The organism is Cedecea sp. (assembly GCF_036500665.1).
Taxonomy (GTDB): Bacteria; Pseudomonadota; Gammaproteobacteria; order Enterobacterales; family Enterobacteriaceae; genus Cedecea.
Genome location: NZ_DASYBS010000105.1, coordinates 24683 through 39298, shown reverse-complemented (window position 1 = coordinate 39298; position 14616 = coordinate 24683). Strand labels below are relative to the sequence as shown.

General features: G+C 56.5%; 13 protein-coding genes. 6 read left to right on the top strand and 7 right to left on the bottom strand.

Translation table 11 applies throughout. The features are described 5' to 3' along the window. Positions 1 to 537: 537 nt before the first annotated feature. Positions 538 to 1179 (bottom strand): alpha/beta hydrolase, encoded by a 642-nt coding sequence (locus VGM55_RS17395; RefSeq protein ID WP_331636152.1) that lies wholly within the window; start codon positions 1177 to 1179, stop codon positions 538 to 540. A gap of 161 nt (positions 1180 to 1340) precedes the next feature. On the opposite strand from VGM55_RS17395, the gene VGM55_RS17390 reads away from it, so the two are divergent. Both VGM55_RS17390 and VGM55_RS17385 read left to right on the top strand, forming a co-directional pair. After that, positions 1341 to 2846: an MFS transporter gene (locus VGM55_RS17390; RefSeq protein ID WP_331636150.1), complete on the top strand. Its 1506-nt coding sequence runs from the start codon at positions 1341 to 1343 to the stop codon at positions 2844 to 2846. A 41-nt stretch (positions 2847 to 2887) separates the two neighbouring features. After that, the gene (locus VGM55_RS17385) at positions 2888 to 3469 is read left to right on the top strand and encodes a TetR/AcrR family transcriptional regulator (protein ID WP_331636149.1); all 582 of its coding nucleotides are present in this window, start codon (positions 2888 to 2890) and stop codon (positions 3467 to 3469) included. Here VGM55_RS17385 and VGM55_RS17380 read toward each other — a convergent pair. From VGM55_RS17380 to budA, 4 genes are all read right to left on the bottom strand, one after another. After that, positions 3466 to 5358: a potassium transporter Kup gene (locus tag VGM55_RS17380; protein WP_154185831.1), complete on the bottom strand. Its 1893-nt coding sequence runs from the start codon at positions 5356 to 5358 to the stop codon at positions 3466 to 3468. The genes VGM55_RS17385 and VGM55_RS17380 overlap by 4 nt on opposite strands. A 144-nt stretch (positions 5359 to 5502) precedes the next feature. Then, positions 5503 to 6273, bottom strand: a complete 771-nt coding sequence (locus VGM55_RS17375) for a (S)-acetoin forming diacetyl reductase (protein ID WP_331636147.1) — start codon at positions 6271 to 6273, stop codon at positions 5503 to 5505. 19 nt (positions 6274 to 6292) lie between these two features. Next, the gene (gene alsS / locus VGM55_RS17370; RefSeq protein ID WP_154185835.1) at positions 6293 to 7972 is read right to left on the bottom strand and encodes an acetolactate synthase AlsS; all 1680 of its coding nucleotides are present in this window, start codon (positions 7970 to 7972) and stop codon (positions 6293 to 6295) included. Positions 7973 to 7996: 24 nt separating this feature from the next. Next, the gene (gene budA, locus VGM55_RS17365) at positions 7997 to 8776 is read right to left on the bottom strand and encodes an acetolactate decarboxylase (protein ID WP_331636146.1); all 780 of its coding nucleotides are present in this window, start codon (positions 8774 to 8776) and stop codon (positions 7997 to 7999) included. A gap of 107 nt (positions 8777 to 8883) precedes the next feature. Here budA and VGM55_RS17360 point away from each other — a divergent pair, with 107 nt between their 5' ends. Continuing rightward, positions 8884 to 9756, top strand: coding sequence for a LysR family transcriptional regulator (locus VGM55_RS17360; RefSeq protein WP_331636145.1), 873 nt, complete (start codon positions 8884 to 8886; stop codon positions 9754 to 9756). A gap of 32 nt (positions 9757 to 9788) precedes the next feature. On the opposite strand, the gene VGM55_RS17355 is transcribed toward VGM55_RS17360, so the two are convergent. Further along, on the bottom strand, positions 9789 to 10787 hold the full coding sequence (locus VGM55_RS17355) for an aldo/keto reductase (protein WP_331636144.1): 999 nt from the start codon (positions 10785 to 10787) through the stop codon (positions 9789 to 9791). Between the two features lie 91 nt (positions 10788 to 10878). Here VGM55_RS17355 and VGM55_RS17350 point away from each other — a divergent pair, with 91 nt between their 5' ends. From VGM55_RS17350 to VGM55_RS17340, 3 genes are all read left to right on the top strand, one after another. After that, complete coding sequence (locus VGM55_RS17350; RefSeq protein ID WP_331636143.1) at positions 10879 to 11766, top strand: LysR family transcriptional regulator; 888 nt, start codon at positions 10879 to 10881, stop codon at positions 11764 to 11766. Positions 11767 to 11975: 209 nt separating this feature from the next. Then, a complete protein-coding gene (locus tag VGM55_RS17345) occupies positions 11976 to 12953 on the top strand; it encodes a DUF1852 domain-containing protein (RefSeq protein WP_154185844.1) in 978 nt (325 codons plus the stop codon). Positions 12954 to 12978: 25 nt separating this feature from the next. Beyond that, positions 12979 to 14010: a methionine synthase gene (locus VGM55_RS17340; protein ID WP_154185846.1), complete on the top strand. Its 1032-nt coding sequence runs from the start codon at positions 12979 to 12981 to the stop codon at positions 14008 to 14010. A 79-nt stretch (positions 14011 to 14089) separates the two neighbouring features. On the opposite strand, the gene VGM55_RS17335 is transcribed toward VGM55_RS17340, so the two are convergent. Next, on the bottom strand, positions 14090 to 14572 hold the full coding sequence (locus VGM55_RS17335) for a glutathione peroxidase (protein WP_331636142.1): 483 nt from the start codon (positions 14570 to 14572) through the stop codon (positions 14090 to 14092). Between the last annotated feature and the right edge of the window lie 44 nt (positions 14573 to 14616).

Genomic DNA, 14616 nt, shown 5'->3' with positions numbered 1-14616 from the left:
CGCCGCTGAAGCGGTAAACCCACCGGCTATCACCCAAACATTCGGGGTCGTTCGCGATTCGTTCCCGACGATCGCTCTCTTTCGCTGCTCCCGGCAGCTCAACCCCGCCTGAGTTGGGTCATCACCGGGGGCGATGAGAGCCGGGAACAAGGTCGTAGCTGTGGGACTTGCAGCGACTTTTATGTTCAGCGTGGCTATAAGCTTGAAGCGAGGCTCGGTTCCGGCTTAAATCGCCTCCGTTTTCTCTCCGACTGGCCAGGGTCCGGACGTCGGGAACGGCCGGAGGCTGAGAGCGTCGGGAACGCATCTCAGCCGACCCAGGACTGGGAGATAAAACAGAGGTCTGCCGCTTCAGCGGTCGATTTATTTGGCCGGGAGTCCGGGGTCTCGGGGGAATGACGATGATTCTCCCGAGACGTTCACCGGTTCGGTGACTGCATATAAAACAGGGCTGGAAGTGAACGGAAATTTAACCGGCCCTGCATAGCCGAGGATATTTGTGATTTAGAGGCAGCCGCTGAGGGATGAAGGGAAAAACTACTCTGGATCTAACTCAAAACGCTCCGCAATATACCCCAGCGCCTGCGACACCCCATCCGCACTGATGGTATGCACCACGCCCGGCTCAAACAGCGTTTCGACTTCTGCGCCCGCCTCCGTCAGCGCCGCGGCTGCCGCTTCACTTTCAGACCACGGAATCACCTGGTCGGCCATACCATGAATCAGCAGCGCCGACGCATCTGCCGCAACGTGGTACGGTTTTGGTGAAGCAAGACGCCCGGAAAACGCGACCACTCCGGCCAATGGGAAACGCGAAGTGGCCAGCACATCCAGGGCCATAATCGAACCTTGCGAAAAGCCCAGCAGAATGACCCTATCTTTACCCGGCGTGACATCATGCTGCTCAAAAATCGCCTGCAGCTTTGCGTCAAACGCGCTACGGGCGCTAATCACACGCTGCGGCCGATTTTGCTCGGTAACGCCCGCAAGGCTGAACCACTGCCAGGCATCGCCGCCGCCGTCAAACGGCTCGGTGCCGTTCGGCGAAGCAAATAACACTTCCGGCATCACCTGCTGAACGAAGAGTCCCAGTCCTTCCAGATCCGCCCCTGAACTTCCTACGCCGTGTAACATAACGATCAGTTTTTTCATTTCCCTGCCTTCTGCTGAAACCGGTATTTACTGCTACTCAGGCGCTTACCTTATCCTGGTCACGCCCCCTACAACAAGTAAACCACCGCGAAACAGACGCACGAGCCACGCTTGTATTTGAGCGGTTGCTCAAGTATATTTCACACTTGAGCAACCGCTCAAATTTGTTCTTTTTAGAGGCATTCATCATGCGCTTCACTCATCGCTGGCTGATTCTGGCGATCCTGACCAGCACCCTGTTTCTGATCATTATTGATATGACGGTGCTCTATACCGCGCTGCCGCGGCTCACCCAGGCTTTAAACGCAACGGCGTCAGAAAAGCTGTGGATCATCAACGCCTACCCGCTCGTGGCGGCAGGCCTTCTGCCCGGCGCGGGTATGCTGAGCGATCGTCTTGGCCACAAACTGATGTTTATGTCCGGGCTACCGGTTTTCGGTATAGCTTCGCTTTGTGCGGCTTATTCGCCCACGGCTGAACTGCTGATCGCTTCGCGCGTATTACTGGCCATTGGCGCAACGATGATGATGCCCGCAACGCTTGCCATCGTGCGTCAGGTCTTTATCAACGAACGCGAGCGCGCGTTGGCTATCGGTATCTGGTCTGCCGTCGCCTCTGCTGCGGCCGCGCTTGGCCCTGTTATCGGCGGCGTATTGCTTGAATACTTCTGGTGGGGCTCGGTCTTCCTTATTAATGTGCCGGTCGTGTTGCTGGTCATTGTCTTTGCCTGGTTCCTGATCCCGCGAGATGCAGGAAACGCGAGTCGCCCATGCGACTTCACCGCATCGCTGCTGATTATGTTGGGTCTGGTGGGCGTTATTTATGCCCTGAAGGAACTGAGCAAAATGGACGCATCGCTGCTTATCGTTGTGGGCTCCCTGCTGGCTGGCGTGGTATTTTTAACGCTGTTTGTCCGCCGCCAGCAGCGTTCGGCACAGCCGATGATCGACTTCTCTTTGTTCCGTAACCGCATGTTTGCCAGCGGCATTAGCGTGGCAATCATCACCATGATCGCGTTGACCGGCATTGAGCTGGTGTTGACCCAGCGTCTACAGCTGGTACTGGGCCTGACGCCGCTATTAGCGGGACTGTCAATTTTACCCATCCCGATTGGCTCCGCCCTTGCCTCACCGCTGGCGGGCGTCATGCTGCCGCGCTGGGGAGGTGCAAAATTAATGGTCTTTGGCCTGCTGGTCACGACGATTGGCATGAGCGGCATGGCTTTGCTGGCCGATTACAGCCTGACGCCGCAGCTCGGCGCGCTATTTGTCATCGGACTGGGGCTAGGCGTAGCGTTTACCGCGGCTTCGACCTCAATCATGCTTAACGCCCCGGAAGAGAAAGCCGGGATGGTCGCGGCGATAGAGGACGTTTCCTGGGAAATGGGCGGCGTGTTCGGTGTCACCTTGCTGGGTGGGCTGATGACTGCCGTCTACAGCGCAAGCCTGGTACTGCCGAATGGGTTAGTCACCGGAAATACGGCCTATGACAGCCTGGACGAGGCGCTGCATCTTGCTGGCACTATGAGTAAGGCAAGCGCTGAGATGCTAACGGACCTGGCGCGTACCGCCTTCAGCCAGGCCTATCTGACCGTGGTGATCTGCGCTGCTGCGCTGGTCGCCGTCAGTACTGCGGTATTGAAATATGTGCTGCGCCAACCACAAAACCGATCCAGCCAGATAGTTAAAAACTGATAAGATGCCGCATTAGCGTTTTAGATAACTGTGGATACATCATGAAAGAAGCACCGGACACGCTGAGAAGCAAAATCCTGAGCGGGGCCATTGAGCTGTTCATTGAGAAAGGCGTCGAGAAAGTCACCACCCGCGAGCTAACCGAGCGGGTGGGCATTTCGCGTAGCCACATTTATCACTACTTTCGCGACTGGCAAACGCTGTGCATTGAGGCCATGACCGAGTTTTTAATGGCCGACCTGCACAGGTTTACCGACGAAACGCTTGCTCTTTCTCCGGAAAATAAGCTTCAACGCCTGATCCATATTTACCTTCCCCACGCGCCGGACGCGGTCTGGCAGCTTTACGGCGCGCTCTGGCACCAGGCGGCACACAGTAGCCTCTGGGCCGAGCTGGCGCTGTTGATGACGCAGAAATGGGAAAAGGTGCTGGCCGATATTGTCGATGATGGCATTAAGGCCGGCGTGTTTAGGGCGGTAGATGCAGCCAGAACCACTCGCCAGTTCAGCGCCCTGCTGAATGGCTACGCCGACAAACTGCTCGTCGCCTCAGCCCCCGCCGACAGGCAACTGGCGCTGGACGACATCGACGGTTTTATCGGCCTGGTTCTGCGCGCTGGCTAAATCGCTATCCTGCGGCTTATCTCGACAACCCGGTCGCTCGGCAAGCGGTAATAATGCGTCACATGCGTGGCGTTTCTCACCATAAAGGCGAAACACTTGCGCTGCCAACCGGGCAGACCGTTGCCGTCCTCCCGGGCAACAATGGTTTCATGGCCAAGGTAATACGTCACGTCCTCAACGCTAAAGGCGCACGCCATTTCCCCTAACCTCGCCATCAGCTCAGGAATATGTGGCCGCTCCATAAAACCGTACTGGGCAATACCGCGCCAGTAGCCTGGGGCCTGCTCCACGATAATCAGCCTTTCACCGGCCGGCACGCGCGGCACGTTCATGATTGAAATTGTCAGCGACAGCACCTGCTGCTGCAGGGCGTGGTTGCGGGCCACGTGCCAGCGCATCACCGGCGGGATGCCGTTGCGGGTTTTGGTCAGGAACACCGCCGAACCCTGCACGCGCGGCACTTCTCGCTCTTTCAGGGCGGCAAAAAACGTGTTTACGTCGATAACCTTTTCGTTCACCGCACGAGACGCCGCCGTCGCGCCACGGTGCCAGACCAGCATCGTGGTGCAGACTACCGCCGCCAGCAGCAGCGGAATATACCCGCCTTCCAGCACCTTAATCAGGTTGGCTATAAGGAAGCAGGTATCGACAATTAAAAAGCCCCCCGCCACCAGCGCGCTGGTCAGCCGCCGCCACTGCCAGATGTGGCGCATTGCCACGTACAGTAGCCCGGACGTCATCAGCATGGTGAGGGAAACGGCTATCCCGTAAGCCGCCGCGAGATTTTCAGACGACTTAAAGAACACCGTCAGGAACAGCGTAACGCCCATCAACAGCCAGTTGATTGTGCCGATATAAATTTGCCCGTAGCTCTCCGCTGCCGTCTGGCGAATACGCAGGCGCGGCAGCCAGCCCAGCTGTATTGCCTGTCGGGTCATCGAGAACGCCCCGGTGATAATCGCCTGGCTGGCGATAATTGTGGCGAGCGTGGCAAGGATCACCAGCGGGATCAGCAGCGCAGGTGGGCAAAGGCGGAAGAAGATATTCTGGGTGATATCGGCCCCGGAAAGGATCAGCGCCGACTGCCCGGCATAGTTGAGCAGCAGGCTCGGAAACACCACGCCGTACCACGCCAGCCAGATAGGCTTTTTGCCGAAATGCCCCATGTCGGCATACAGCGCTTCCGCCCCGGTAACGCACAGAAACACGCCGCCCAGCACCATAAAGCTGACAAAACCATTGGACACAAGGAACTGCAGGCCGTACCACGGATTGATAGCCAGCAGCACGGCAGGATGCTGGGCAATGCCCCAAATCCCCAGCCCGGCGATAGAAATAAACCACAGTGCCATAATCGGCCCGAAAACTTTGCCGATCTTCGCCGTACCAAATGGCTGAACGGCAAACAGCAGCACCAGAATGGTCACCGCAATCGGCAACACCCAGGTTTCTGCCTCCGGCAGGATCATGTTCAGCCCTTCAATGGCGGAGAGCACCGAAATAGCGGGCGTAATCGCCCCGTCGCCATAAATCAGCGCTGCGCCCAATAAGGCCGCCAGCACCACCCAGCGCGAGCCTTTGTCCCGAGCCACCAGCAGCGACATCAGCGCCATAATCCCGCCCTCACCGTGGTTGTCGATGCGCATGGCGAACATCGCATACTTTACCGAGGTAATAAGGATAAGCGTCCAGATAATCAGCGACAGCAGCCCCAATATCACCGACGGGGTTGGGTTGTTCCCGGAAAGCAACAGTACCGTTTTCAGGGTATAAAGCGGGCTGGTGCCGATATCGCCGAACACCACGCCGAGCGCGCTCCCGGCGAGAATAAACTTATGCGGCGAGGTCCCGGAGGCTTCCGCACCGTCCGTCTGCGGCTGGTTTGTCATGAACAGTCCTTTCTGTGATTTTTCTGGTAGTTGCCATGACAAAGTATAGAGGTGGATGAAAAACTTCAGATAAACAGCGGCAAATAAAAAAGGCCCAACGGTTCCCCGTCAGGCCAAAAGGTACTCCACAGTAAAACTGTCGTCTTAGTTAAAGACCATCCCACCGTCGATAAGCAGTGACTGGCCGGTCATGTAGTCGGAATCCGCGCTTGCCAGGTAAGACACGCAGGCCGCGACATCTTTCGGCTCGGACAGACGACCAAGCGTAATGCGTTTAGCAAACTCGGCGGTGCCGTAGCCGAGCGGTTTGCCTGCGGCTTCTGAAACCTGGCGGTCAATTTCGGCCCACATCGGGGTTTTGACGATCCCCGGGCAGTAACCATTAACGGTGATGCCAAGCGGAGCCAGGTCACGCGCGGCGGTTTGGGTCAGGCCGCGAACGGCAAATTTGCTGGAACTGTAAACGGCCAGCTCAGGGTTGCCCACATGCCCTGCCTGGGAACAGGCGTTGATGATTTTCCCGCCGTGGCCTTCCGCTTTGAAGGCTTTAACCGCGGCCTGAATACCCCAGATAACGCCTTTCACGTTGATGTTGTAAACCTTGTCGACGATTTCCGGGGTGATGTCTTCGATTGGCGTAGAAGGCGCAACCCCTGCGTTGTTCACGATAACGTCAAAACCACCCAGCCCTTTACGGGCAGCCTCAACGGCGGCAAACACCCCATCGCGATTGGAAACGTCGACGGTCACCTCCAGCGCGCGGCCGCCGTTGCGGTTGATTTCGTCCGCCACTTCTTTTGCCGTTTTCGCGTTATAGTCGGCTACGGCAACGGCAAAGCCGTCTTTGGCCAGGCGCAACGCGATAGCTTTACCGATCCCCTGACCGGCACCGGTAACCAGTGCTACTTTTTTCATCACAATATCCTTCTGTCATTTAAAGAATTTGGCTGAGATGCAGCTGACTCATCAGCAGAGGGTTGTCGCTGTAATCAACCGGAATCGCTACCACCGCCGGACCGTTGACGTCCATTGCGGCACGTAAAGTCGGCTCCAGCGCCTCAGCGCTTTCTACCGCAAAGCCCCGTGCGCCGAAGGCGTCCGCGTAAGCCTTGAAATCCACCGGCCCAAAGTTAACGCCGGACAGGCGCTGGTATTTTTTCTCTTCCTGGATCGCCACCATGTTGTAGGCGTTATCCACCCAGATGATGTGCAGTACGTTAGCGCCGAGGCGCACCGCCGTTTCAAGCTCCATGCTCGACTGCAGGAAACCGCCGTCGCCGGACACCGAAACCACCTTGCGGCCCGGATTAACCAGCCAGGCGCCAATCGCCCACGGCAGCGCCACGCCCATAGTTTGCTGGCCGTTCGAGATCATCAACTGACGTGCGCGGAAGCTGTAAAGGTAACGTGCAATCCAGATATGGAAGCTGCCCATATCAACGGTTAAGGTCACGTCGTCATTCACGATGTCCTGCATCGCACGAACGATACGCAGCGGGTGGAGAGCAAACTGATTAAGCTGCGCGCCACGGCGGCTCAGCAGTTCGCGCTGATGCTGCCTGTCGACAAGAATTTCGGAAGCGCGCGGGCTAAGTACCAGCGGTTTTTCAATACGAGACGTCAGTTTTTCCAGCGTCCCCGCGATGTCGCCGACCAGTTCAACGTCCGGAACATAGTTACGCTCTTCATAGGCTGGCAGCACATCAATATGCACCAGCGTAGCATCGCCGGTATTCCACATGGCGGGCTCGTATTCCACCGGGCTGTAACCGATGCAAACGATCAGATCCGCCAGCTGTAACAGGCGGTCGCCAGCCTGGTTATTAAACAGACCGATACGCCCGGCAAAGCGGGAAAAATGCTGCTGATTAACCGCCCCGGCCGCCTGATAGGTGCTAGTGACCGGAATATGACTTTTCTCAAGCAGATGGCGCAGCGCGGCGCTGTTTTCATCCTGACTTGCCATCAGGCCAAGGAGGAAGATCGGGTTTTTAGCGCCCGCGATAAGCTTCGCAACTTCCTCAATGGCAGCATCCGGCGCGGCACCGGCTTTAATGGATCCGCTGGCAGGCAGAATATTGCCGGTCGCCGGACCGTCGCATATGTCCTGCGGAAGGCTCACAAAGGCGCTGCCCGGACGGCCATGCTCAGCGGCACGGAACGCATTGGAAACCACTTCGGCAATCGCATCGGAAGAAGAGACCTCGACAGAATATTTGGTGACCGGGCTGAACATCGCCACAGTATCCATGCTCTGGTGTACCTGTTTGGCTTTGTCCGCGCGTTTTACCGCTCCGCCCAGCGCCACAACCGGGTCGCCTTCGCTATTCGCCGTGGCCATGCCGGTTATCAGGTTCGAACACCCCGGGCCGGAAGTGACCAGCGCAACGCCCGCTTTCCCGGTAATACGCCCGACCGCCGCAGCCATAAAAGCCGCATTGGCCTCGTGACGTACCGGGATAAGCTCGATCGGCGAGTCATTAAGGGAATCAAAAACCTTGTCAATTTTCGCGCCGGGGATGCCAAAAACGTGCTTCACGCCCTGAGCTTCTAACTGCCCAACAACCATGTCAGCACCGTGCGCCCACTGACGCTGAGGTTTTTTATTATTCATTGCTCATCTCTCCTTCAGGGAACGCTAGTTTTCGACCGCACGAATAGCGGCATCGAGGTTTTCGGGGTGCAGGTTGGCGTTAAGAAACGCACTGTCTGCCGGGAGGTCGAGCATCAGCTTGTGGATCTCGCCGAAGGTCAGCACCCCCTGCTCAAGCTGATAGTCGAGCAGATGCCCACCACCCTGACGGTCGTCAGTAATAAAGTGCTCGTGATACCCCGCCACGTTAATGCCCTGCATATGCTGTGGGGTGCGGAACCCCACCAGCACACCGGCGCGGGCGTTAAAGCGGAACACCGGCTGGTCGTCCAGCACGTCGGTCATCGCGCGGTAAGGCGGTTTCTGGCGAGGCACGGTGCGGGTATGGGCATGGCGGAAATGGCCGTCGATACGCAACGCGCAGAACAGGTTATCGGAAGGGATTTTGGCGTCGATAATCTCATGTAGCTTCTGACGGCTGGTAAGGCTATCGAGGGTCAAGCGGTATTGCGGCCGGAACCAGGTCATCACGGCAAACGGCGTTTTCTGTTTCGGATCGGCGGCTCTGGCGCTGCCGTCCGAGCGCAGCTGGTAGACTTTGCTATTAAAGGCGATCATCTCGCCATCAAGTTCATTAAAGGTGCCCAGACCAAAGTCGCCCTGCTTCAACAGGTCAGCCATGGTGGTTTCCCCTTCATAGACTCCGCTCAGCAGCGCGCTCATCAACGAGGTCTGATATATCATGTTTTCTTTATTTCTTGCGGCGAAGGTCTCAACCATTTCTAGCAGACTTTTCTCGCAGGAACATAGTGTTAGGTCGCTCATCGCGTCTGTCCTCGCACTGGGAAGGTTAAGAAACGTTAATAAGATGTTGACTCGATCCAGCTCACAGTTCCAATATAAATATCCCCCAGGTTTGAGACGTTTTTGATATGGAACTTCGCTATCTCCGCTATTTCGTCGCCGTCGCCCAGACGCGGCACTTCACCCGCGCAGCAGAATTACTGGGTATCTCCCAGCCCCCCCTCAGCCAGCAAATCCAGCGCCTGGAGCGCGAAGTGGGTACCCCACTGCTGCACCGCTTAACGCGTGGCGTGGAGTTAACCGATGCAGGGGAAGCGTTCTACCAGGATGCCTGCCAGATTCTGGCGCACAGCGACGCCGCGCTTGAGAAGGCCCGCGGCATAGCCCGTGGGGTTAACGGCAAGCTGTCTCTGGGCATCGCCAGCTCTAACGCCCTTAATCCGAAGATCTTTTCTCTGCTGCGCCAGTTTCAGGAGCACTACCCCGCCATTGAGCTCTGCCAGCGAGAGACCAATATGGCCGGGTTGATGCAGGAACTGGATGAAGGAGTGCTGGATGTGGCGTTTGTTCGTCTGCCGTGTGAAAGCAGCAAGCGGTTTAACCTCAAGCTGATTGACGAGGAGCCGATGGTGATAGCCCTGCATCAGGATCATCCGCTTTCCGATGAGAGCGAACTGGCGCTGCAGGCGCTGGTCGATGTTACGCCGGTGCTTTTCCCTCAGGAAGTGGCACCGGGACTCTATGAATTGATGTACAACGCCTGTCTGCGGGCAGGTATTGAACTGAAAGGGGCGCGACAGGCCTCGCAAATCTCGTCCTCGCTAAGCATGGTTAGCGCCGGGTTCGGCTTTGCTCTGGTACCACAATCCATGGCCTGCATCGCCTGCCCAAACGTCACATTTCATGCGCTACGCGGTGACCAGGTGAAAACGGACGTCGCCCTCGCCTGGCGGCAGTTTGAGCGATCGTCCTCGGTGAAGCGTTTTTTACAGCTGTTTTAATAGCGGTACCCTCAGGCACCGTCGACGATGGTTTACAGATTAACCATTCCAAGCTCGGCGCGGCTGTAGCGGTCGCCCGCAACGTTAACCGGCGCAAAAGCCTGCGATAAGCGAGCAATCTGCTCCGGCGCCAGAGCAAGATCGGCGGAGGCCATATTCTCCCGGATGTGCCCGATACGCCGCGCGCCCGGAATCGGCACAATGTCGTCGCCCTGAGACAGTAGCCAGGCCAGAGAGACCTGCGCGGCACTGGCGCTATGCGCGGCCGCAATCTCTTCCAGGACGGCAATCAGCACCTGGTTTTTCTCCATTTCCTGCTGCTGGAAGCGGGGTAAAGAACGGCGGAAGTCATCAGCCGCCAGTCCCTGCAGATCTTTCATCTTGCCGGACAGGAACCCGCGCCCGATTGGGCTATACGGAACAAACCCTACCCCCAGTTCCCGGCAGACAGGCAGGATGTCGCCTTCAACTTCGCGGCTCCAGAGAGAGTATTCAGATTGCAGCGCAGAAATGGGGTGAACGGCGCAGGCCCGGCGTAGCGTGGCGGCGGAAGCCTCCGACAGCCCAAGCCAGCGGACTTTGCCCTCCTGAACCAGATCCGCCATCGCACCCACCACGTCTTCAATAGGCACGGACGGATCCACCCGGTGCTGATAAAGCACATCAATGGTTTCCACCCCCAGGCGCTGCAGTGACCCTTCCACCGACCGGCGGATGTGTTCTGGCCGACTATTTACGCCGTCCATACGTTCCCGGCCTTGCCCCTCATCCTTGATATGAAAACCAAACTTTGTGGCAATAACGACCCGATCTCTGACCGGACGCAGGGCTTTACCCACCAGGACCTCGTTTTCATAAGGACCATAAACCTCTGCGGTATCAAAGAAAGTGACGCCCGCCTCCACCGACTGACGCAGGGTATCCAGCGCGGTTTTTTCATCAGAACCGCCGTAGGCAAAACTCATGCCCATGCAGCCAAGACCCAACGCGGAAACTTCAGGCCCGTTTTTGCCAAGAATACGTGTTTTCATAGTCCATCTCCTCTGTAAGTACGGCGAGTATGACGGCTCTGATAATGGCTGATAAGATAGTTAATAATTGACGGACTGCTGAGTGAAATTCATGAATAGGATACCGGATCTCAATGTGCTGGCTGCCTTTGCGGCAGTCGCGCGCCACCAAAGCTTCCGTAAGGCGGCTGAAGAGCGCGGCGTCAGCGCCTCCGCGCTTAGCCATACGGTACGTGGGCTCGAAGAGCAGATGAACCAACGTCTGCTGAACCGCACGACCCGCAGCGTGACGCTGACGGCCGCCGGGGAGCAGCTTTTTACCCAGATAGTCCCGTCACTTACCGCCATACATCAGGCGGTCAACGACCTGGAGAACAGCGGACGGGCCGTGTACGGCACGCTCAGGCTCAATATGCCGCACAGCGCGGCGCAGCTGCTTATCGCCCCTATCCTGAGCGACTATCATCGGCTTTACCCGGCGGTCAGACTGGAGATCATCGCCGATGACCGCCTGACCGATATTGTCCGCCAGGGGTGCGATGCCGGGATCCGATTCGGACAAAGTCTGCAGCCTGAGATGATCGCCGTTGCGGTGGGCAACGCGCAGCAGTTTTCCGTCGTTGCCTCCGCCGATTACCTCCGCCGCTACGGGGAGCCAGAGGTGCCGGAGGCGCTGCTGTCCCATCGCTGTATCGGCCGGGTTTTTCCCTCGGGGAAATGCTACCAATGGGAATTCCTGCGCGACGGCAGAGTGTTTACTGTCGCAGTACCCGGGCACCTGGCGCTGAGCCATGAAAGTATGATCCGCAGCCAGGTGCTGGAAGGAAACGGTATCGCCTATGTTTACCGCTCCCTTATTGAAGATGAGATAAATTCAGGCACCCTGCAGGAAATCCTCACGGCGTGGCTCCCTCCTCCCGAGCAGTTTTACCTGTACTACTACGGCCGCCGCCAGGTGCCAGCGGCGCTGAAAAAGCTGATTGAACTGCTCCGCGCCTGACCACTTTCAAATCATGAACGACGTTCATGTTCTAATGAAATTAAATCACTTTTACTAAAACTGTGACTCAGGCATAAAAGATGCAATATTGTTAACGACATGCAATGTGAAGATTACTGACAGGTAAAACCACAGATAACCGAAGGTTATCCGTGAGAAATCAAGCAGTAGATACAGGCCAAAAAACAGAATTAAGGTGCCGGATTACCATGACTAAAGCGTTTACTTTTACTCTTAAGAGCATTGTTTTTGATGAGAATTACAACCCATCAGGGAATACGCGCATCACAACCAATTTTGCTAACCTGGCCCGCGGCGAGAAGCGTCAGGAGAACCTGCGTAACGCTTTGATCATGATTGATAACCGCTTCAACTCCCTGGCGAACTGGGACAACCCGACCTCCGACCGCTATGGCGTTGAACTTGAAATTATTTCCGTTGAGCTGGATGTCGAAGGCAAGGGCAACACCTTCCCGGCGATTGAGATCTTAAAAACCCACGTGCTGGATAAGAAAACCGGCCAGCGCATCGAAGGCATCGTCGGCAACAACTTCTCCTCCTACGTTCGCGACTACGATTTCAGCGTCCTGCTGCCAGAGTACAACCAGGATCGTGAAAAATTCACCATTCCGGAAAACTACGGCGATCTGCACGGGAACTTGTTCAGACACTTTATTGGGTCAGATACCTACAAAGAAAACTTTAACAAAGCCCCGGTGATTTGCCTGAGCGTATCCAGCAAAAACGTTTACCGCCAGACCGGCAACCGCCACCCGGTGCTCGGCATCGAATATGAACAAGATTCATCTTCCCTGACCGATCTCTATTTCAACAAAATGGGGCTGAAGGCTCGCTACTTCATGCCGCCAAACAGCGTGGCGCCTTTTGCCTTCTACCACACGGGCGATCTGGTGAATGACTACTCGAACCTCGAGCTTATCAGCACCATCAGCACCATGGAGACGTTCCAGAAGATCTATCGCCCGGAGATTTACAATGCGAATTCTCCGGCCGGGCTGTGCTTCCAGCCAAGCCTGAACCACCAGGATCATTCATTTACTCAAATTGTTTACGATCGTGAAGAACGCAGCCGTTTGGCCATCGAACAAGGGAAGTTTACTGAACAGCACTTCATCAAACCGTACCAAACAATTTTAGAGCAGTGGTCTGCCAACTACCCTCTTTGAGACACCAAATACAAGGTTATTCGACATGAAAAGATTATTGCCTACGTCCACTGCCGGCAGCCTGCCTAAACCGTCCTGGCTGGCCCAGCCTGAAACGCTGTGGTCGCCGTGGAAGCTGCAGGATCAGGAACTCATTGAGGGTAAACAGGATGCCCTGCGCCTGTCGCTGCACGAACAACAGCTGGCGGATATCGACATCGTCAGCGACGGCGAGCAGACTCGTCAGCACTTCGTGACCACCTTTATCGAACACCTGGATGGCGTGGATTTCGAGAAACGCGAAACCGTGCGCATCCGTAACCGCTACGACGCCAGCGTCCCGACCGTAGTTGGCGCTGTGGCTCGTCAAAAACCGGTGTTTGTGGAAGACGCTAAGTTCCTTCGCAAACAGACCGACAGGCCAATCAAATGGGCGCTGCCTGGCCCGATGACCATGATCGACACGCTGTACGACAACCACTACAAAAGCCGCGAAAAACTGGCCTGGGAATTTGCCAAAATCCTGAACCAGGAAGCGAAAGAACTGGAAGCCGCCGGCGTGGACATCATTCAGTTTGATGAGCCAGCCTTCAACGTGTTCTTCGATGAAGTGAACGAATGGGGCATCGCCACGCTGGAACGCGCCATCGAAGGCCTGAAGTGCGAAACCGCCGTGCACATCTGTTACGGCTACGGCATCAAAGCCAACACCGACTGGAAGAAAACGCTGGGCTCCGAATGGCGCCAGTACGAAGAGGCGTTTCCAAAACTGCAGACCTCGAACATCGACATCATCTCGCTGGAGTGCCACAACTCCCACGTACCGATGGACCTGCTCGAGCTGATTCGCGGCAAGAAAGTGATGGTGGGTGCCATCGACGTAGCCAACCACGCCATTGAAACCCCGGAAGAAGTGGCCAACACGCTACGTAAAGCGCTGCAGTTTGTTGATGCCGAAAATCTCTACCCTTCCACCAACTGCGGCATGGCACCGCTGCCGCGCCATGTGGCGAGAGGCAAACTGCACGCGTTAAGCGCAGGGGCCGAGATCGTGCGCAGAGAGATTCTGGGTAAATAACCGGAAGTTAATGTTGCCAGCCTGGCGGTTGAGAGATCGCCAGGTTTTATGACTCGCTCAGTTCTTCGCTTAAGCACTCTCAGATTTCAAGAGCAGCAACGACCGCAGCTTCCATTTTCTCCGGGGTAGTGAGCGGTGCAAAACGCTTGAGCGGCTTCCCGTCCCGTCCAATCATGAACTTTGTGAAGTTCCACTTGATACGTCCCCCCAGCACGCCTGGCAATTCATTTTTCAGATAACGAAACACAGGATGCGCGGCGGTGCCGTTGACCTCGACTTTTGCGAACATCGGGAAGCTCACGCCGTAGTTAATGTGGCAGGTCCGCGCGATTTCATCGGCATCGCCGGGTTCCTGCTTACCAAACTGGTTGCAGGGGAAACCAAGCACCACCAGCCCCTGCGCGGCGTACTTCTTATACAGCGCTTCAAGGCCCACGTACTGCGGCGTAAAGCCACACTGGCTGGCGGTATTCACCACCAGAACCAGCTTGCCGGCGTAATCAGACATAGAAATCTGTTGGCCAGTCAGGCTGGTGGCGGTGAGTTGATGAAAGGGGTTCATGTTGGAGTCCTTAGAGCTTGTCGACATTGCCACACCGTATATAG